General features: G+C 65.7%; 18 protein-coding genes. 4 read left to right on the top strand and 14 right to left on the bottom strand.

The window, feature by feature from the left end; translation table 11 throughout:
* Positions 1-36: 36 nt before the first annotated feature.
* Complete coding sequence (dapD, locus tag G410_RS0112265; RefSeq protein ID WP_425411251.1) at positions 37-864, bottom strand: 2,3,4,5-tetrahydropyridine-2,6-dicarboxylate N-succinyltransferase; 828 nt, start codon at positions 862-864, stop codon at positions 37-39.
* A gap of 220 nt (positions 865-1,084) precedes the next feature.
* On the opposite strand from dapD, the gene G410_RS0112260 reads away from it, so the two are divergent.
* The gene (locus G410_RS0112260) at positions 1,085-3,457 is read left to right on the top strand and encodes a S8 family peptidase (protein WP_156851954.1); all 2,373 of its coding nucleotides are present in this window, start codon (positions 1,085-1,087) and stop codon (positions 3,455-3,457) included.
* 35 nt (positions 3,458-3,492) lie between these two features.
* Here the strand turns inward: G410_RS0112260 and G410_RS0112255 are convergent, their stop codons facing one another.
* The 8 genes from G410_RS0112255 to G410_RS0112220 all read right to left on the bottom strand — a co-directional run bounded on the left by G410_RS0112255 (position 3,493) and on the right by G410_RS0112220 (position 11,262).
* Positions 3,493-3,852: a HesB/IscA family protein gene (locus tag G410_RS0112255; RefSeq protein ID WP_022673955.1), complete on the bottom strand. Its 360-nt coding sequence runs from the start codon at positions 3,850-3,852 to the stop codon at positions 3,493-3,495.
* Positions 3,853-3,898: 46 nt separating this feature from the next.
* A complete protein-coding gene (locus G410_RS0112250; RefSeq protein WP_022673954.1) occupies positions 3,899-4,423 on the bottom strand; it encodes an SUF system Fe-S cluster assembly protein in 525 nt (174 codons plus the stop codon).
* A 4-nt stretch (positions 4,424-4,427) separates the two neighbouring features.
* Positions 4,428-5,648 carry a cysteine desulfurase gene (locus G410_RS0112245; RefSeq protein WP_022673953.1) on the bottom strand — a complete coding sequence of 407 codons (1,221 nt, stop codon included), beginning with the start codon at positions 5,646-5,648 and terminating at the stop codon, positions 4,428-4,430.
* Positions 5,645-6,391, bottom strand: a complete 747-nt coding sequence (locus G410_RS0112240; RefSeq protein WP_022673952.1) for a SufD family Fe-S cluster assembly protein — start codon at positions 6,389-6,391, stop codon at positions 5,645-5,647. Before G410_RS0112240 ends, G410_RS0112245 begins: the two co-directional genes overlap by 4 nt.
* Positions 6,388-7,137 (bottom strand): Fe-S cluster assembly ATPase SufC, encoded by a 750-nt coding sequence (gene sufC, locus G410_RS0112235; RefSeq protein ID WP_022673951.1) that lies wholly within the window; start codon positions 7,135-7,137, stop codon positions 6,388-6,390. Before sufC ends, G410_RS0112240 begins: the two co-directional genes overlap by 4 nt.
* Before the next feature lie 90 nt (positions 7,138-7,227).
* The gene (gene sufB, locus G410_RS0112230) at positions 7,228-8,688 is read right to left on the bottom strand and encodes a Fe-S cluster assembly protein SufB (protein WP_028971403.1); all 1,461 of its coding nucleotides are present in this window, start codon (positions 8,686-8,688) and stop codon (positions 7,228-7,230) included.
* Between the two features lie 71 nt (positions 8,689-8,759).
* Positions 8,760-9,203, bottom strand: coding sequence for an RrF2 family transcriptional regulator (locus G410_RS0112225; RefSeq protein WP_022673949.1), 444 nt, complete (start codon positions 9,201-9,203; stop codon positions 8,760-8,762).
* 241 nt (positions 9,204-9,444) lie between these two features.
* Positions 9,445-11,262 carry a DUF885 domain-containing protein gene (locus G410_RS0112220; RefSeq protein WP_022673948.1) on the bottom strand — a complete coding sequence of 606 codons (1,818 nt, stop codon included), beginning with the start codon at positions 11,260-11,262 and terminating at the stop codon, positions 9,445-9,447.
* A gap of 168 nt (positions 11,263-11,430) precedes the next feature.
* Between G410_RS0112220 and G410_RS0112215 the strand changes: the two genes are divergently transcribed.
* From G410_RS0112215 to G410_RS0112205, 3 genes are all read left to right on the top strand, one after another.
* The gene (locus G410_RS0112215; protein ID WP_022673947.1) at positions 11,431-12,462 is read left to right on the top strand and encodes a quinone-dependent dihydroorotate dehydrogenase; all 1,032 of its coding nucleotides are present in this window, start codon (positions 11,431-11,433) and stop codon (positions 12,460-12,462) included.
* Positions 12,463-12,610: 148 nt separating this feature from the next.
* On the top strand, positions 12,611-14,596 hold the full coding sequence (gene ggt, locus G410_RS16680) for a gamma-glutamyltransferase (protein ID WP_022673946.1): 1,986 nt from the start codon (positions 12,611-12,613) through the stop codon (positions 14,594-14,596).
* A gap of 182 nt (positions 14,597-14,778) precedes the next feature.
* Positions 14,779-16,536 carry an AMP-dependent synthetase/ligase gene (locus tag G410_RS0112205; RefSeq protein ID WP_425411250.1) on the top strand — a complete coding sequence of 586 codons (1,758 nt, stop codon included), beginning with the start codon at positions 14,779-14,781 and terminating at the stop codon, positions 16,534-16,536.
* A 35-nt stretch (positions 16,537-16,571) separates the two neighbouring features.
* Here the strand turns inward: G410_RS0112205 and G410_RS0112200 are convergent, their stop codons facing one another.
* Genes G410_RS0112200 through G410_RS0112180 form a run of 5 tightly spaced genes read right to left on the bottom strand, consistent with a single transcriptional unit; the run spans position 16,572 to position 19,843 of the window.
* Complete coding sequence (locus G410_RS0112200) at positions 16,572-17,012, bottom strand: DUF6491 family protein (protein ID WP_022673944.1); 441 nt, start codon at positions 17,010-17,012, stop codon at positions 16,572-16,574.
* A 54-nt stretch (positions 17,013-17,066) separates the two neighbouring features.
* Positions 17,067-17,822: a hydroxyacylglutathione hydrolase gene (gloB, locus tag G410_RS0112195; RefSeq protein ID WP_022673943.1), complete on the bottom strand. Its 756-nt coding sequence runs from the start codon at positions 17,820-17,822 to the stop codon at positions 17,067-17,069.
* Entirely contained in the window at positions 17,816-18,250 is a 435-nt protein-coding gene (locus G410_RS0112190; protein ID WP_028971400.1) for a VOC family protein, read from the bottom strand. Before G410_RS0112190 ends, gloB begins: the two co-directional genes overlap by 7 nt.
* Before the next feature lie 13 nt (positions 18,251-18,263).
* On the bottom strand, positions 18,264-19,061 hold the full coding sequence (locus tag G410_RS16675; RefSeq protein ID WP_022673941.1) for a tetratricopeptide repeat protein: 798 nt from the start codon (positions 19,059-19,061) through the stop codon (positions 18,264-18,266).
* On the bottom strand, positions 19,058-19,843 hold the full coding sequence (locus tag G410_RS0112180; protein WP_022673940.1) for an alpha/beta hydrolase: 786 nt from the start codon (positions 19,841-19,843) through the stop codon (positions 19,058-19,060). The genes G410_RS16675 and G410_RS0112180 overlap by 4 nt, the downstream gene beginning before the upstream one ends.
* Between the last annotated feature and the right edge of the window lie 178 nt (positions 19,844-20,021).

The raw sequence follows: 20,021 nt of genomic DNA, 5'->3' as shown, positions 1-20,021 counted from the left end.
CATCGTCCTTTTTGAGCGCATTCGCCCAGCGCCCGGTCAGTCGCGCAGCAGCTCATTGATGCCGGTGGAGGCGCGGGTCTTGGCGTCCACCGTCTTCACGATCACCGCGCAGGCCAGGCCGGGGCCGGGCGTGCCGTCTGGCAGCGGCTTGCCGGGCAGGGTGCCGGGGACGACCACCGAATAGGGCGGGATATGGCCGCGCAGGATCTCACCCGTTTCGCGGTTCACGATCTTGGTAGACTGGGTGATGAACACGCCCATCGAAATCACCGATCCCTGCCCCACGATGACGCCTTCCACCACTTCGGAGCGCGCGCCGACGAAGCAGTCGTCCTCGATGATGGTGGGGTTGGCCTGCAGCGGCTCCAGCACGCCGCCAATGCCTGCGCCTGCGGAGATATGGCAGTTCCGGCCCACCTGCGCGCAGGAGCCGACCGAGGCCCAGGTATCGACCATGGTGCCCTCGCCCACATAGGCGCCCAGATTGACGAAGCTGGGCATCAGCACCGCGCCCTTGGCGATATGCGCGCCGCGCCGCACGAAGCTGCCGGGCACCGCGCGGATACCGGCGGTCTTGAAGGCCTCTGCGTCCCATCCGGCGAATTTGCTGGGCACCTTGTCCCACCAGACCGCATCCCCGGGGCCGCCCGCGATGATCTCCATATCGTTCAGCCGGAAGGACAGCAGCACGGCCTTTTTCAGATATTGATGGACGGTCCAGGCATCGCCGGCCTTTTCCGCCACGCGCAGGCTGCCATCGTCCAGCCCGGCCAGTGCGGCGTCCACCGCCTCGCGCACCTCTCCGCTGGTCGAACCATCCAGATCGGCACGGTTCTCCCATGCCTGATCGACCACCGATTGCATCCTTTGCGCGTCCATCATCGTCTCTCCTTGTGCTGCCATGCCGTTATCGCCCCGGCCGGCGTCGGGCAAGCGGAGCGCGGCGGGTTCACAGATAGTTCACGGGTTTGCGCGTAGCGCGGCGGGGCGTAAAGGAGCAGGAGTTCGCGTGTCTCAAGGCGCATGCAACAGTAGCGGGAGGCGCGGACGCGCATTGTGGACCCGCAGCGCGAGCGGGCTGGCCATGGGCGCCATGCTCGCGGCGCTGGCTGCCTGTGGCGGCAGCGGTTCGGGCGGTCCGTCCGCCCAGTTGCCGACGCCGCCCCCGCCGGTGCCCGTACCCGTTCCGCCGCCCCCTGGACCGCCGCCGGCCCCTCCCCCGCCGCCGTCCGGTGCGCTCGATTTCGACACCGCCGAGTTCCGCCGTTCGGACGGGCCGGGGTTTCACAACGCCATCTCCGTCTATCGCAGCGGCACGACCGGCAGCGGCGTGACCGTGGGCGTGATCGACACCGGCATCGATCCAGGCAGCCATGAATTTGCCGGGCGCATCGCTGCGGAATCGCGCGATGTCGCGGGCAGCCGGGCGCTGGGCGATGAGGACGGCCATGGCTCGGCGGTCACCCGCGTGCTCGCGGCGGCCAAGGACAATCGCGATGTGCACGGCATCGCCTTCAATGCCACCATCCTGGCGCTGCGCGCGGACACACCGGGCAGCTGCGCGCTGGTGCCGGACGAGGGCGACGAGGCGGGGTGCAGCTTCAGCGACCGTTCGATCGCCACCGGCGTGAATGTGGCGCAGCAAAGCGGCGCGCGTGTGCTCAACATATCGCTGGGCGGCGCAGGCCGGATCGGCAGCACGCTGGCAACCGCCATCCGCAGCGCCGTGGCGGGCGGCATGGTCATCATCGTCTCGGCTGGCAACGAGTTCGGCAAGGACGATCCCGATTTCGACGTGGACAATCCCAGCCCCTTTGCTCAGTCCATCCTGCAGGCGGGCGGCGGCAATGTGATCATCGCCGCGTCGGTGGACAATCGCGGCAACATCTCCGGCTTCAGCAACCGCGCCGGCGGATCGCAGGCATCGGTGCTGTCCGCGCTCGGCAGCGCGATCTGCTGCGAATATGAAAATGATACGGTGCGCATCACGGAGCGTGACGGCCAGCGTTTCGTCACCGTCTTCAACGGCACCTCCTTTTCCGCGCCGCAGATCAGCGGGGCTGCGGCGTTGCTGGCGCAGGCCTTCCCCAATCTCAACGGCACGCAGATCGTGGAGATCCTGCTGCGCAGCGCGCGCGAGGCGGGCGAGAGCGGCACCGATGCGATATATGGGCGCGGCATCCTGGACATCGCGCGCGCCTTTCAGCCGCAGGGCGCCACCGGCATCGCCGGGACCAGCACCATGGTCGCGCTGGATCAGGGCGCAGGCAGCCTATCCGGCGCCATGGGCGATGCCGGGCTGTCGCGCGAGGCTATCGGCGCGGTGGTGCTCGATTCCTATGGCCGGACCTATGATGCCGATCTGGCCCATGGCCTGCGCGGCGCATCGCCGGTCTATCGGCTGACCGGCGCGCTCGCCGATCGCAGCCGCTCGGTTGCGCTGGAGGCCGGGCCGGTGTCGCTCGCCCTGGCCATCGCCCCGCGCAGCGGTGGCACCGCCCAGCTCGGCGCGCTGCAATTGCAAGAGCGCGACAGCGATGGCGCGCGCCTGATCGCGGGACGGATCGCGGCCAGGCTATCGCCGGATACATCCATCAGCTTCGGGATCGCGCAGGGGGCCAGCGCGCAGCTGTCTGCCCTGCAGGGCATCGGGCTGGAGCGTGCCAGCCAGCCGGCCTTTCTGGTGGGCGAGGACGCGGCCGGCTCCAGCGGCTTTCTGGCCCGCGCCGATGCATCGCTGGCCATACGCCGCCAGATCGGGCGCACGGGGCTGACGATCAGTGGGGAAAGCGGCGGCGCGCTGGATGCGGCCGGCTGGGACAGGCCGGGCGATTGGCTGCGGCCCTATCGCGATTATGGCTATACCCGCTTCGGCGTGGCGGCCGACCGCCGCTTTGGCGCGGTGACGGCCACGCTGGGCGCGCATGGATTACAGGAACAGGAAACCGTGCTCGGCGCGCGCTTTTCCGAAGCGCTGGGCCAGGGCGGCGCGGCGAGCATGTTCGTCGATGCCGGCCTTGCCTGGGAGCCAGCGGACGGCTGGCAGCTGGGCGCCGGCTGGCGGCAGGGCTGGACCCGCGCGCTCGCCACGCAGACGGTGACGGGCAGCGGCGTGCTGCAATCGACCGCGTTCCATGTCGACTTGGCGAAGCGCGCGGTCCTGGCCCGGGACGATCAACTGGCGCTGCGGTTGGCGCAGCCATTGCGGGTGAGCGAGGGCGGGATCGATCTGCGCCTGCCCACGGCTTATGACTATGGCAGCGGAACCATCAGCTATGGCATCCAGCGGCTGAACCTTGCGCCGCAGGGGCGGGAGCTGGTCAGCGAACTCAGCTACCGCGCGGCGCTGTGGAACGGCATCGTCAGCACCAATCTGTTCTGGCGGCAACAGCCCGGCCATTACCAGGCCGCACCGGACGATCTGGGCGCGGCGCTGCGCTATTCGATGAATTTCTGAAGCGCGAAGGGCCGCACCAGCGTGCGGCCATCGGCCTAGACCATGAAGCTTTCGCCGCAGCCACAGGCGCCCTTGGCGTTGGGGTTTTCAAAGGTGAACCCGGCCTGGAAATCGTCTTCCTTCCAGTCCATCACGCTGCCGACCAGATACAGCACCGACGCGCCATCGATGAAGAAGGTGCCGCCCGCCGTTTCGATCACTTCGTCGAACTTCGCCGCTTCGCTGATATAATCCACCGAATAGGCCAGCCCGGAACAGCCGCGCCGCGGGGTGCTGAGCTTCACGCCGATCGCATCGTCCGGCGCTGCGGCCATCAGATCGGCAATGCGCTGCTCGGCCGCCGGTGTCAGCGTGAGCGCGGCGGGCCGCTGCCTGGTTTTCGTTTCGGTCGTCATCGCATTCACTCCTCAAACCCCATCGAACTCTCGCCGGGATCGAACCTTACAGCATGCCCAGTTCGAGCTTGGCATCGTCGGTCATCTTCTGCGGGTCCCATGGCGGATCCCAGACCAGATTGACCTCGGCATGGCCGACGCCGGGAACCGAGCCGACCTGCAGCTCGATCTCGCCGGGCATGGATTCGGCCACCGGGCAATGCGGGGTGGTCAACGTCATCGTGACCACGGCATGGCCGTCATCGGTCACCTCCACGCCATAGATCAGGCCCAGATCATAGATATTCACCGGAATTTCCGGATCGTAGATGCTTTTCAGCGTGTCGATAATCGCTTCATACAGATCGCCGCCCGGCTCGCCCTTGGCGGTTTCCGTGGGCTTCTGCGCCAGAAAGCCTTCCAGATAATCGCGCTTGCGATCCATCTTGGCGCGATCGCCCTCGCTCTCGAACGGCGATGGCGCGGCCACTTTGGTTTCCCCGGGCTCGTCCATGGCGGCATCGACGCGCGCCTTGGGCGGCTCGGTGGCGCGCTCGACCTCTTCGGTGCGGAATTTGCTCTGTTCGTTCATAAAATTACCCGAAAATCTTTCTGACCCGTTCGACGCCTTTGACCAGCGCTGCCACATCGCTCTCATCCGAATAGATTGCGAAACTGGCGCGTGCGGTGGCCGGTGAGCCCAGATGGTCCATCAGCGGCTGGCAGCAGTGATGGCCTGCGCGGATCGCCACGCCGTCTTCATCCAATATGGTGGCGACATCGTGCGGATGCACCCCCTCCACGGCAAAGCTGACGATGCCGATACCGTCCGACGGGCCGAACAGCCGCACGCTATTGAGCTGGCCCAGCGCCTCGCGCGCCGACGCCGCCAGGGCGCGCTCATGCCGTTCGATCGCGTCCACGCCGATGGCGTTCACATAATCGATCGCGGCATGCAGGCCGACAGCGCCCACAATATGCGGCGTCCCCGCCTCGAACCGTCCGGGCGCCGGGGCGTAGGTGGTGCGCGCGAACGTCACCTTGTCGATCATCGAGCCGCCGCCCTGCCATGGCGGCATCGCGTCCAGAATATCCCCGCGCGCCCATAGCACGCCGATGCCGGTGGGGCCGTACAGCTTGTGCCCGGAGAAAACGTAGAAATCGCAATCCAGCGCCTGCACGTCGATGGCCAGGCGCGGCGCGCTCTGGCAACCGTCGAGCAGCAGCTTCGCGCCCACCTTGTGCGCCAGATCGGCGGCGCGTCTGGCGTCCAGGACCGATCCGAGCGCGTTGGACAGATGGCACAGCGCCACCATCTTGTGCCGCTCGGTCAGATTGGCCTCGATCCAGTCCAGATCGATCCGGCCGTCTTCGGTGAGCGGTGCGACGTCGATCTTGACGCCCAGCCGCTCGGCCACCAGCTGCCAGGGCACGATGTTCGAATGATGCTCCAGCATGGACAGCATGATCCGGTCGCCATCGCGCAAATGTGCCGGGCCCCAGCTTTGCGCGACCAGATTGATCGCCTCGGTCGCGCCGCGCACGAACACGCATTCATCCGGACTGGCCGCCCCGATAAATTCCGCCACGGCCTGCCGCGCCGCTTCATAGCGCATCGTCATGTCCGACGAGCGCCGATACACGCCGCGATGCACGGTGGCGTAATCCGCGCCATAGCCCTGCGCGATCGCGTCGATCACCGCACGCGGCTTCTGCGCGGTCGCGGCGCTATCGAGATAATGCCAATGCTCGGTCAGGCCGGGAAAATCGGGACGGACATCGAGCGCCGGCGGTTTTTCCGCCATCAGCGTGCTCATCGCAGATTCTCCAGCCCATCGCGTGCCTTGCCTTCCAGCGCCTCGCGCGCCGCATCGTCGTCTATGCCGATAAAGGCATCGGCGATGAACGCCTGCAGCATCAGGCCGCGCGCCACTTCGGGCGGCAGGCCGCGCGTGGCCATGTAGAACAGGGCTTGGCGGTCAAGCTCGCCCACGGTTGCGCCATGCGCGCATTTCACATCGTCCGCGAAAATTTCCAGCTGCGGCACGGCATTGGCGGTCGCGCCCCGGTCCAGCAGCATGGATTTGACCGATTGCGCGGCATCGGTGCGCTGCGCATCGCGCGCCACGCCGATCTTGCCGAGAAAACTGCCGGTGGACTTGTCCGCCAACACGCTGCGCACCGTCTGGTTGGACGTGCCGTTGGGCTCCACATGCTCGACATCGGTAACGATCTCGAGCACCTGGCTGCCTTTGGCCAGGATCGCGCCGCCCAGCTCGAAATGCGCGCCATCGCCCAGCTTCACGGCAATTTCCACACGGCCATAATCGCGGTCCATCAGCAGGCAATGCAGATCGAAACGCGCATTGGCCTCCACCGTCACATCATAGCGCAGAATGCCGGATTCCGGCAGCGCATCGACGCGCAGCCGCTCATGCGAATCGGCGGGCACATGCAATGTCTGCGCCGGGTCGAGGTCGGCCCATACGCGCTCCACCGATTGCAGATCGCTATAGCGCCAGCTCTCGTCGCGGCGGGTGGGGAGAGTCAGAGCGTTCACGCGGCCTCCGCGATGGCTTCGTAACCCTCATTTTCCAGCTGCAGCGCCAGTTCCGGGCCGCCGGTCTTGACGATCCGGCCATTGGCGAGGACGTGCACGAAATCGGGCTCCACCAGTTCCAGCAAACGCTGATAATGGGTGATCAGCAGCACCGCCTTGTCGGGCTTGCGCATGATCGTGTTGATGCCCGCGCCCACGGTGCGCAGCGCATCGATATCCAGGCCGCTGTCGGTCTCATCCAGGATGGCGAGCTTCGGGTCGATCAGACCCATCTGCACCATCTCGTTGCGCTTCTTCTCGCCGCCCGAAAAGCCGACATTCACCGCGCGCTTCATCATGTCCATGTCCATCTTGAGCAGCGCCGCCTTCTCGCGCGCCGCCTTCAGGAACTCGCCGCCCGACAGCGTGGCTTCGCCGCGCGCCGTGCGCTGGGCGTTCACCGCCTCGCGCAGGAACTGGACGTTGGACACGCCGGGGATCTCGACCGGATATTGGAAGCCCAGGAACAGCCCCGCCGCGGCCCGTGCATGCGGATCCATGTCCAGCAGGTCCTGCCCGTCGAAGGACGCGCTGCCCTCGGTCGCCTCATAGCCGGGCCGCCCGCCGAGCACATAGCCCAGCGTGGACTTGCCCGCGCCGTTCGGCCCCATAATCGCGTGGATTTCCCCCGCATTGATCTGGAGGCTCAGGCCCTTGAGGATTTTGGTATCGCCAATGGAGGCGTGGAGGTTTTCAATATTCAGCATGATGCACTTTCGGGAGAGATAGTCTTGAGCCTGCCCTCTTCGGGGGCGGGGTGTTGCGGCGCCGTGGCAGTTCGGTTGGGGTGAGATGCATCACCCAACGCTGCCTTCCAGCGAGATCGCCAGCAGCTTCTGCGCTTCGACCGCGAATTCCATCGGCAGCTGGCGCATCACATCCTTGGCGAAGCCGTTGACGATCAGCGCTACAGCCTGCTCCTCGTCGAGCCCGCGTTGCATGGCGTAGAACATCTGGTCGTCCGAAATCTTGGACGTGGTCGCCTCATGCTCGATCGTCGCCGTCGGATTGCGCACCTCGATATAGGGCACGGTATGCGCGCCGCATTTGTCGCCCAGCAGCAGGCTGTCGCATTGCGTGAAATTGCGCACATTGTCGGCATTCGGCCCCACGCGGACCATGCCGCGATAGCTGTTGTCGCTATGGCCGGCGCTGATGCCCTTGGAGATGATCGTCGAGCGGCTGCCCTTGCCGTTGTGGATCATCTTGGTGCCGGTATCGGCCTGCTGATAATTATTGGTCAGCGCGACGGAGTAAAATTCGCCCACGCTGTTCTCGCCGTTCAGCACGCAGCTGGGATATTTCCAGGTGATCGCGCTGCCGGTTTCCACCTGCGTCCAGCTGATCTTGCTGTTCTTGCCCTGGCACAGCCCGCGCTTGGTGACGAAATTATAGATGCCGCCCTTGCCATTCTCATCGCCCGGATACCAGTTCTGCACCGTGCTGTACTTGATCTCGGCATCGTCCATCGCGACCAGCTCGACCACGGCGGCGTGCAGCTGGTTCTCATCGCGCATCGGCGCGGTGCAGCCTTCCAGATAGCTGACATAGCTGCCTTCCTCGGCGATGATCAGCGTGCGTTCGAACTGGCCGGTATTTTCGGCATTGATGCGGAAATAGGTGCTCAGCTCCATCGGGCATTTCACGCCCTTGGGGATATAGACGAAGGTACCGTCGGAAAAGACCGCGCAGTTGAGCGTGGCGAAATAATTGTCGCGCTGCGGCACCACCTTGCCCAGCCATTTCTTCACCAGCTCGGGATGCTCGCGGATCGCCTCGCTGATCGACAGGAAGATCACGCCGGCGCGGCTCAGTTCCTCGCGAAACGTGGTGGCCACGCTGACGCTGTCGAACACCGCATCGACGGCCACTTTCCGGGCGCCCTCGACATTGGCGAGCACCTTCTGCTCCTCGATCGGGATGCCGAGCTTCTTGTACGTATCCAGGATTTCCGGATCGAGCTCGTCCAGCGAGCCGATGGTCGCCTTCTTCTTCGGCTCGGCATAATAATAGGCATCCTGATAATCGATCATCGGGATGTTCAGCTTGGCCCAGTCCGGGCTTTCCATGTCCTGCCACAGCCGGAAGGCCTTCAGCCGCCAGTCGAGCATCCACTCCGGCTCGTTCTTCTTGGCCGAAATGAAGCGCACCGTGTCTTCGGTGAGGCCTTTGGGCGCGAAATCCTGCTCGATATCGCTCGACCAGCCATGTTCATAGGTGGAGGCCCGGTCGACGGCGTCATGCGCCTCGCGGTTCATCTCGTCGCGTTCCTGCTGGCGAACATCGTCCGCGGAGGCATCCTGGCGGGTCTTGAGGCTCTGGTCGTCGGTCATGCTGATACCTTCTGGGCCGGCAGGGCTTTTGCAGCCTCAGGCGCCGACAGGCTGGAGAGAGAAACATTGGCAAGCGCGCCGCGCACGGCGTCGTTCACGGCGCCGCTATGCGGGCGAATGCGGCATTCCGCCTCGATCGCGCAATCGGGCGCGCTTTCGGCGATGCAGGCGGTGAGGGCGATCGGGCCTTCCACCGCTTCCACGATGTCCGCCAGCGATATGGCCGATGCCGGGCGCGTCAGGCGGATGCCGCCCCCCGTGCCGCGCGTGGCGCTGAGCAGGCCGGCCTTGCTGAGCAGGCTCACCAGCTTTTGCGCGGTGGGCAGCGGCAGATGCGTTTCCTCGGCCAGATCCGTGGCCGACACGCGCGCAGTGCCGCAATGCCGCGACGCTGCGGACATCAGGACAATCGCATAATCGGCCATGCTGCTGAGGCGCATGAGGGGAGCCTGCTTTCTGCCCAAAGGCAATCGGAGTGATTCGTTCCGATTGGCATGTGGGCGTGCAGGCGGCGAAAATCAACCGGTGTGGCCGATATCGCCGCCCGTCATCGCCAAGCGCAGGCGAGGCAATCCAGGGGCATCGCACCGCGCCCCCGGTCTTGGCAGCGTTACCCCACCCTGGATGGCTACATCACCTCGCGGCGCCGCGCGACCATGAGGGGCTTGGCGCCGAAGTCCCTCACCCAGCCTTGGCCGCCAGCCATGCGTCGACATTCTCTTCCAGCACATCCAGCGGCACCGGACCGCTTTTGAGCACCACGTCGTGGAAATCGCCATAATCGAAGCCATCGCCGAGCTGGTCCATCGCGCGCTGGCGCAGTTCCATGATCTTCAGCTTGCCGATCATATAAGCTGTCGCCTGCCCCGGATAGACGGCATAGCGCTCGATCGCCTTGCGGATGTCGCCGTCCGGATTGGGCGTGTTGGTCTTCAGATAGTCGATCGCCTTTTCGCGGCTCCAGCGCTTGTGATGCAGGCCGGTGTCCACCACCAGCCGCGCCGCGCGCCACAGCTCCATGCCCAGCCGGCCGAAATCGGAATAAGGATCGGTGTAGAATCCCATATCCTTGCCCAGCGCCTCGGAATACAGCCCCCAGCCTTCGCTATAGGCGGTGACGCCGCCGAACTGGCGGAAGGGCGGGATGCCCTCCAGCTCGGTCTGCACCGCCAGCTGCAGATGATGGCCGGGCAGCCCTTCATGATAGAACAGCGCTTCCAGCTCGTTCTTCGACATGTCCTCCAGATTGTAGAGATTCACATAGTAGATACCGGGCCGCGAGCCGTCCGGCGCGGGCCGGCTGTAAAAGGCCTTGCCCGCGCTCTTTTCACGGAACGCCTCGACCGGCTTCACCTGCAAATCGGCCTTGGGCAGCGTGTTGAAGAAGCCGGGCAGCGCCGCCGTCATCGCATCGCGCTTTGTCTGCACATCGGCCAGATAGGCCTCGCGCGTGTCGTAATAATATTTCGGGTTGGTGCGCATTTCCTTAAAGAAATCCTGCAGGCTGCCCGTAAAACCCACCTGCTTCATGATGCCGCGCATTTCGCCATGGATACGCGCCACATTCTGCAGCCCCAGATCATGGATCTGGTCCGCGCCGAGATCCGTCGTGGTGTAGTTTTTCAGCAGCGCGGCATAATAATCGGCGCCTTCGTCGAACCGCCAGATGCCATCCTCGGTCGGCGCGATCTTTTGCTGGCGAAGCATTTCCTCGCGCAAGGCCAGATAGGCCGGGCGGCCCTCACTGGCCCAAGCGGTGCCGGCGGCGCTGATCAGTTCCGCCTTGCGCGCATCGGAAAGGTCCAGCGCGTTCACCTTCTTCGCGACATCCTCTAGGATCGGATTGTTCTGCCCCAGCATATTGTCGATATCCGACAGGACATAGGGATAGACCCAGTCCGGCGGCATCACGCCCTTCTCCGCCCGATCGCGCGATTCCGCCGTCAGCTTCGTCATCACCTCGCCCAGCCCGGCGATGCGCGAGACATAGGCCTCGGCCTCGCGTTCATTGCTGACGCGGTGAATGTTGATGAGGAAGGCGGGCAGCCCGGACTGCGCGCCGTTCATCTGATCGAACACATAACCATATTTGCGATAGGGATAGAGCGAAACGCTGCGCGCCATGGAGGATTCGAACAGGCGGTAACTCAGCGCGTCGGCCTCGCTCAGATCGTCCCGGTCGAAGCTTTCGCGCATCGCGGCCAGCGCCGCGCGGTCGATCTGGTGGGACAGTTCCTCGGAGGCATCGCTATATTCGCCCCATTCGGCATAGCTGTCATCGCGGATGCCGCGATAGGATTTGCCGAGCGGCGAAAGCGCCAGCTTGGCCTGATCATATTGCTGGAAGAAACCGGCCAGCGCTTCGCTGCGGTCCGTTTCCTCGCCCTCCATGTCTGCGGCCACGGCATCGGTCGTGCTGGTTGGCGACGGCTGCTGGGCGATGGCGGGCGCCGCGAACAGAAGCGCGGCGGCGCTGCTAAGGAGGGTCTGGCGAACCATGGGTAACGTCCTTTGATGGTGATTGGCGTTGGGGGTGATTGGCTTTTGTGGCGATGAATGATTTGCGCGCGAGGCTACCCTGCCCATCGCAAAGCGCAACCGCCATCATGGCCGGTCACGGCGCGAAGTCCTTGTCACCCGCCGGTCTGCGCCATAGACCCCCTGTCCATGTGGTTTCAGTCCTTTGCCCGCCCGCTCCTGTTCCGTATCGAGCCGGAGCGCGCCCATGGCCTGACCATCCAGATGCTCAAACGCAAACCGCTGAAAGCCGGGCCTGTCGACGATCCGGTGCTGGCCAGCAGCGTGGCGGGTCTGCACTTTCCCAACCCCGTCGGCCTGGCCGCGGGGGTGGACAAAAATGCCGAGGTGCCGCTCCAGTTTCTCGATCTCGGCTTCGGGTTTGCCGAGGTGGGCACGGTCACGCCGCTGCCGCAGGCCGGCAATCCGCGCCCGCGCATCTTCCGCCTGCCGGAGGACCGCGCGATCATCAACCGGCTGGGTTTCAACAATGCGGGGCAGAAGGCGGCGATCGACCGGCTGAAACTCTACGCCCGTCGCCCCGGACCCATCGGCGTGAACATCGGCGCGAACAAGGACAGCCCGGACCGGATTGCCGACTATGCCAGGGGCGCGCGCGCAATGTGCCCCTATGCCGATTATCTGACCGTCAACATCTCCTCGCCCAACACGCCGGGCCTGCGCGCCCTGCAGGACAAGGGCATGCTGGAGGCGCTGCTGAGCGCGGTGATCGAGAACAACCATCATGACTGCCCGGTTTTCCTGAAGATCGCACCCGATCTGGAGCCCGCCGATGTCGAGGATATCGCCCAGGTGGCGATCGATCGAAACGTCGCCGCGCTCATCATATCGAACACCACCATCAGCCGCCCGCCGCTGACCTCCGCCAACGCCGGCGAGACGGGCGGCCTGTCGGGCGCGCCCCTTGCCGGGCTGGCCCTGGAACGGCTGATCGCCTTTCGCGCGGTCTGCGGCACGGCGATGCCGCTGGTTTCCGTCGGCGGCATCGCCAGCGGCGCGGACGCTTATGCCCGCATCCGTGCCGGGGCATCGCTGATCCAGCTCTATACCGCGCTGATCTATGAGGGGCCGGAGCTTGGCCGCCGCATCGCCAGGGACCTTGCCTCGTTGCTGCGCAGGGACGGTTTTTCCTCGCTTTCCGAGGCCGTGGGGATGGTATAAGCCAGGCTTGCGTTTCCCGGTCGAGGCACATCGGGCAGGCGGCCTCCGTGCGCATGCGCAAGATCGGCGGCAACCGCCCGCGTTTCTCCTGCGTTCAGACGGCAAATTGCATCACTATGGCCAAAAGAACTGTCCCGAAAGGACCGCTATGACCAGATCCTTCACGACCCCGCTTCTCTCCCTCGCCTGCGCGCTGGCGCTCTGCGCGCCTGTCGCGGCGCAGCAGACCCGGCCCACCCCGCTCCCGAGCGCGCCGGCGGCGTCGCAGCCCGCCGATACCGAGCCAGTGGATTATGAGGATGATGGACTGGGCGAACCGTTCGGCAGCGCGCAGGAAGTCGAAGGCGGCGGCTATGTGCCATCCGTGCCGCCGCGCCAGGGCGACAGTGCGGCCCCGTTGCAGGCTCCGGCGCGTGACCGTGACGGCGAGGCGGCGGCGGATGCCGATTCGGCCGATGCCAGTGCGGCCGGCGAGCAGGATTCCATCTTTGGAGGCGGCACGATCATCCAGCCTTCCGGCCTCGACGTTGGCCTGGCCTCCAGCGCCGATCCCCGGGTGACCGATGTGGGCATGCAGATCCTGCGCGAAGGTGGATCGGCGGGCGACGCGGCCATGGCGATGATGCTAGCGCTGACCGTGGTCGAGCCGCAATCCAGCGGTATCGGCGGCGGCGGGTTTCTGCTCCACGCGTCCGGCACCGATGGCACCATCACCACGATCGACGGGCGTGAAACCGCGCCGATCAGCGCCAAGGCAGACCGGTTTCTGCGCCCCGACGGCACGCCCCTGCCGTTCATGGAGGCGGTGCAGGGCGGCAAGTCCGTCGGCGTGCCCGGCAATATCCGCCTGATGGCGCTGACGCATGAGAGATGGGGCAAGCTGCCTTGGGAAGACCTTTTCGAACCGGCGATCCAGCTGGCCGAGGGCGGGTTCGAGGTGAACGACACGCTGGAAGGGCGTTTGCAGCAGATCGCACCGCTGTGGGATCGCTTTCCGGATGCCCGCGCGATCTACTGGAAAGACGGAGCGCCCGCCAAAAAGGGCGATCTCATCACCAATCCGGCGCTGGCCGAAACCTTTGAGCGGATTGCCACGCTGGGCCCCGATGCCTTCTATTCCGGGCAGACCGCCAGTGAAATCATCAACACCGTGCGCACCACCCCGGTCAATGCCGGCGATCTGACGCAGGAGGATCTGACGGCCTATCAGGCGGTGGAGCGCGACGCGCTGTGCATGCCCTACCGTGAATATCGCGTCTGCGGCATGGGCCCGCCATCGTCCGGCGGCACCACCGTGCTGCAGATTCTGGGCCTGTTGCAGCCGTTCGACATGGCACAGCTGGGATCGGGCAATCCGGAAAGCTGGCACCTGATTGGCGAGGCGATGCGCCTTGCCTATGCCGATCGTGAAGCGTTTCTGGGCGATCCGAACTTCGTCTATGTGCCCACCGAGGGCCTGCTGAACGCCGATTATCTGAAGGAGCGGTCCGCCCTCATCAAGCCGGACAGCGCGCTGGAAAGCTATGAGGCGGGCACCCCGCCCGGCGCGCAGGAGCGCACGCCGGCGCCCTCCAGCGAAGTGGCGGGCACGACGCATTTCGTGGTGGTGGACAAGGAAGGCAATGTGGTCTCGATGACATCGACCATCGAGGGGCCTTTCGGCAGTCAGCTGATGGCCAGCGGTTTCTTCCTGAACAATGAGCTGACCGATTTCACCTTTGCGCCGATGAAGGATGGCAAGCCGGTGGCCAATGCCGTCAAGGGAGGCAAGCGGCCACTGTCCTCGATGTCGCCGACCATCGTGTTCGATGGCCAGGGCCGGCCGGTGCTGGCGCTGGGGTCCGCGGGCGGAAAGCGCATCATCATGCATGTCGCCAAGACGCTGATCGGCTATATCGACTGGAAATACCCGCTGGAGGAAGCCATCGCGCTGCCCAATATCTTCTACGGGGGTGACGGCCTGATCATCGAGAAGGACACCCCGCTGGTCGATCTCGTCCCGCAGATCGAAGCGCTGGGCACGCCGGTTGTGGTCGGGGATCTGGGCTCCAAGGTGAATGCTGCCCGCTGGACCGAGAATGGCTGGGAAGGCGCGGCCGATCCGCGCGGTGAAGGCACGGCGCAAGCGGAATAGACGGCAAAAGGCGTACAGGCCGCGCAGGATGGCGACGTGGGCAGCGGGACAAGGATGGTTTGACCGTTGCCCACATCCGCCGCGCACGCTAGCTCTTGGATTCATGGCCGCATTTCGACGGTCGCCGGATGGAGAGCATAGTGGCCTTTGACGCATTTGACGGGTTTCCCAATCTCGTCACCATGTTCTTCGATCGGGCTGCGTCCAAAGGCGATCGCCCGTTCCTGTGGCACAAGCAGGACGGGCAGTGGCAGTCGATCAGCTGGCGCGATGCGGCGCGGCAGGTGGCCGGTCTTGCCAAATCCCTGCACGAACTGGGTTTCGAACCGGGCGACCGCGTCATGCTGGTCTCCGAAAATCGCCCCGAATGGTGTATCGCCGATCTTGGCATCATGGCGGCAGGGTGCATCACCGTACCCACCTACAGCACCAATTCCGAACGCGATCATCAGCATATTCTGGACGACAGCGGTGCGCGCGGCGTCATCGTCTCCACCGCAAAGCTGGCGCAGACGCTGCTTCCCGCCGTCATCCGCTCCAGCGCCGCGGCCCATGTCATCGGCATGGAAGAGATCAGTAGCCAGCAGGCCGGCCAGCTCAGCACCTGTAAATTTTCCGATCTGGCGCTCGGCACCGATGAGGATGTGGTGGTGGCCAGACAGCGGGCCTCGCATGTCGAACGCAGCGATCTGGCCTGCATCATCTATACCAGCGGCACCGGCGGCGCACCGCGCGGCGTGCGCCAGCATCATGGCGCCATCCTGCACAATGTGGCGGGCGCCTCGCAGATCATTTCCGAGGATTTCGGCTGGGACGACGAGGTGTTCCTGTCCTTCCTGCCGCTCAGCCACGCCTATGAGCATACCGGCGGACAGTTCTTCCCGATCGGTCTTGGCGGACAAATCTATTATGCCGAGGGTCTGGACAAGCTGGCCGCCAATATCGAGGAAGTGCGGCCGACCATCATGGTGGTGGTGCCGCGCCTGTTCGAGGTGCTGCGTGCCCGGATCATCAAGGGTATCGAAAAGCAGGGCAAGCTGCCGCAATATTTCCTGCAGACGGCGCAGGACATCGGGATGCGCGCAGGCCAGGGCGACCGGCGGCTGATGGACCGGCCGATGGACCTGCTGATCGAACGCCTGTTCCGGCCCAAAATCCGCGCCAAATTCGGCGGGCGGCTGAAGGCGATGGTGTCCGGCGGCGCGCCGTTGAATCCGGAGATCGGCGTCTTCTTCCAGTCGATCGGCCTGTGCCTGCTCCAGGGCTATGGACAGACCGAGTCCGCGCCGATCATCAGCTGCAACCGCCCGGCGGCCGGCGTGCGCATGAACACGGTCGGCCCGCCGCTGATGAACACCGAGGTGAAGGTGGCCGAAGACGGCGAGCTGCTGGTTCGCGGCGAGCTGGTGATGCAGGGCTATTGGCACAATGAGGCGGAAAGCCGGCGCGTGCTGCAGGACGGCTGGCTGCACACCGGCGATATCGGCCATATCGACGATGGCGGACGGATCGTCATCACCGATCGCAAGAAGGACCTGATCGTCAACGACAAGGGCGACAATGTCGCGCCGCAGAAGGTGGAGGGCATGCTGACGCTCCAGCCCGAGATCAGCCAGGCGATGATCGTGGGCGACAAGCGGCCCTATATGGTGGGGCTGATCGTTCCGGATGCGGAATGGGCCGTGCAATTCTGCCAGTCGCATGGCTGCGGGGTGGACTTCGCCAAGATCCAGGACCGCCCAGAATTTCGCAAGGCCATCGATGCCGCCGTCAGCCGCGTGAACAGCGACCTCTCCGTCACCGAGCGGGTGCGCCGCTTCATCTTTGCCGACGAACCCTTCACGATCGAGAATGGCGAGATGACGCCCTCACTCAAGATCCGCCGCCATGTCATCCGCGATCGATATGCAGACCGCCTGAACAGCATGTACCGCAGCTGACCGGCCACGCACCGCGCCGCGCGCAGGGATAGCGATCAGCCGGCGCGTTTATAGGGCGTGAAATCGCCCAATACGCAGGAGCCGCCGAAGATGCCGCTGGTCCGATCGACCAGACGGATGATGTCTCCGCTGCAGGCGCGGCCCTGGAACTGCTCGGTCACGATGATGTCCCAATTATTGTCCAACCCGGGACAGGGCGTGCGCAGATTGTTGACATAGACATCGCCCGCCCCCTGCCGATAGGCCAGCGTGTTCTGGCTGATGCGGACATTGGAGGCGCTACGCATGCCCGGCGGCAGGCAGGACACCGGCGTCTGCGCCACGCGGCCTTCGACCAGCTTGGCCAGCTCCTGGCTCTGCTCGGCGGTCAGCGGTTCGCGCTGGGCATCGCGCGGGCCATTGGCGCAGCCGGACAAGGTGGCGGACAGCGCAAGCGCCGCGGCGGTGGTGGCAAAGGCGGAACGAACGATGCTCATCGATAATCTCCTTATGCGAACATAACGGCACGCTGCCGCCAAAAGTTGCGCGCCCTAGGCCGCGTCCTTGGCGGCGCGGCGGCTGGCCAGCTGCTCGACCGACGTTGCGCGCAGGAACGGGTTGGTCGCCTTTTCGGCGGCGATGTCGGTGGGCACCGTGGCCTCGCCGCGCGCACGCATGGCGCGCACGGTTTCCATCCGCTGGACCAGCGCGGCATTGTCCGGCTCCACGGTCAGCGCGAAATCGCCATTGGCCTGCGTATATTCATGCGCGCAGTAGATCACCGTATCGTCCAGCATGCCCTCGAACTTGCGCATCGCGGCGTACATCTGTGCGGCATCGCCCTCGAACAGGCGGCCGCAGCCCATGGCGAACAGCGTATCGCCCACGAAGGCGCATGCCTGATCGGGCAGGTGAAAGGCGATATGCCCGGCGGTATGCGCGGGCACGTCCAGCACCTGCGCCGTCACCGGTCCCAGCGACACGGTATCGCCCTCGCGTACCAGCCGGTCCAGCGTGGGAATGCGCGCGGCCTCGTCTTTCGGCCCGGTAACGGTGCAGCCGGTCGCCTCTTTGATCGCGGCATTACCGCCGGTGTGATCGGGATGCCAATGCGTGTTCCAGATCTGCGTGATGGCCCAGCCGCGTTCCTTCGCCGCGTCCAGCACCGGATCGGCCACGGCGGGGTCGACCACCATGGTCTCACCGCTCACCGGCTCATGCACCAGCCAGACATAATTGTCGTTCAGTACGGGGATGCGGACGATCTCCAGTCCCCCTGTCTCCAACGCGGCGCTCTGGCTCACCATGTGCCGACATTCTCCATCGACGCCCAGGGTTCGGCCGGTGCCTTGCGCTCGCCCTTCTGCAGCAGCTCGACCGAGATGCCGTCGGGCGAGCGGACGAAGGCCATATGCCCGTCGCGCGGTGGGCGGTTGATGGTCACGCCGCCATCGGACAATCGCTGGCAGCTCGCGTAAATATTGTCGACCGCATAGGCCAGATGGCCGAAATTGCGCCCGCCCTCATACTGCTCGGGCGCGCTGCCGTCTTCGGCGGGCCAGTTATAGGTCAGCTCGACCTGTGCATCCTCATCGCCCGGCGCGGCCAGGAAGACGAGCGTGAAGCGCCCCTTCTCGCTGTCGGCACGGCGCACTTCCTTGAGGCCCAGCAGGTCGAAGAAGCGCAGCGTCTCGTCGATGTCGGTGACGCGGATCATGGTGTGGAGATATTTCATGGGATGCATCCTATCATGGGGCGGGGGTCGGCGTCACGCCGGCCTGTGTCGAAGCGTCCCGGGCGGCGGCCAGCGCGGCAAGCTGCGCGGTGGCGACATCGGCTTGGGGGCTGCCGGGTGCGCCGCTCAGCACCTTCTGCCAAGACGCGCGGGCGGCGTCATCCTGGCCGGACAGCGCGGCGATATTGCCCTGTTCCAGCAGCACGGAGGGCTCCTCCGGGGCCAGCGCGGCGGCCAGCGCAATGTCCGATGCGGCCTGTTCCAGCCGGTCCGTGCGCCGGGCCAACGTGGCCGACAGCAGCCAGGCCAGCGGGTCCTGCGGCACCAGCCGGGTGGCCTCGGATAGGGCAGCAGCGGCATCCTCCGCGCGTCCGGCGCTCACCAGCGCGCGGGCGCGGTCCAGCTCCACCTCGCCCAGCGCCTTGCCGCTGAGCGTGCCGGTGGCCACGGCGCGGTCCAGATGGGTGAGCGCGGTGGCGCCCTGCCCATCCGCCAGCGCGGCATTGCCCGCCTGCATCCACAGATTGGCCTCATCGGAAGCGCCGCGTTCCTGCGCCATCAGCGCCGCCTTGACGAAGGCCGCCTCGGCGCGGTCCCAGCGGCCACTGCCCGCTTCGGCCAGGCCGAGGCATTGATGCGCCGCCGCGCCGCCATTGGCCGAGACCCAGGCGTTGGCGCGCACCACGGCGGTGACCGGATCGCTGGACGCCAGCTCCAGACATTCGCCCAGCCGGGGATCGACCTCGGCGGCAGGGTCTGCAGCCACAGGCACGGCGGCGGTCTGCAGCAGAATGGGGAGAAGGGCGATCATGGGCGGTCCTTTGCGGCACCTTCGAACAGGCGGTCCACCGTCGCGGCAAGCAGGGCCAGATCCTGCGGGCGCGACAGGCGATGATCGCCATCTTTGATCAACAGCGTCTGCACATCGGCTGAACGCAGCGCCGCGGCCAGCCGCAGCGCGACACCGTGCGGCACCTCCGCATCCTGCTGCCCCTGCAGCAGACGCACCGGCGCATCGATGGCGATGGGATCGCCGGTTAGCAGACGGTTGGCCTGGCCAGACGCCCAAAAGGCGGCGGTGGTCGGCGTCGGCTCCGGGCCATAGTCATTGGCCTCGTACAGCGTTTCGCCGCGCGCCAGCTGCGCGCGCTGCGCCGCGTCGAAACCCCAATCGGTGAAGTCCGGCGCAGCGGCGATACCCACCAGTCCGGCGATGCGCGCTGCTCCATCACGCGCCGCCAGCGCGAGCGCCACCAGCATTATCAGCCAGCCGCCCATGCTGGAGCCGACCAGCAGCACCGGCCCCGCCGTCTGCGTTTCGACCAGATACAGCGCATCGTCGCGCCAGCTTTCCAGCGTCTGATCCTGGAACGCGCCGCCACTTTCCCCGCATCCGGCATAGTCGATCAGCAGCGCCGCGCGGCCCTGCGCCACCGCGCGATCGAACAGCATGGTCGCCTTGCCGCCGGCCATGTCGCTCTTGTAGCCCGGCAGGAAGACCAGCGTCGGCCCCGCGCCCTCGGCCTTGCGAAAGGCGAGCCGTTCGCCGCCGGGGCGGGCGCTGTGCCGGATGTCGGGGGCCGTCTCGCTCATGCCGCGCCCCCTTCCAGGGTCACACAGGTCACACTGTCCAGAGACGCAAATATTGGCGGCCCGAAAGCGGCCCGGACGTGGCGGGCCTGGACTGGGCGAACAAAAGCGGCGGCGCTGCGGCAGGGCACATGGGTCATGCACCCCATATAGGCCAGCGGGGGCGCTGTAGGAAAGTTCG

This window comes from Novosphingopyxis baekryungensis DSM 16222 (assembly GCF_000420305.1).
Lineage (GTDB): Bacteria > Pseudomonadota > Alphaproteobacteria > Sphingomonadales > Sphingomonadaceae > Novosphingopyxis > Novosphingopyxis baekryungensis.
The sequence above is the reverse complement of the archived record's forward strand: the minus strand, read 5'-3'. Positions and strand labels throughout refer to the sequence as shown.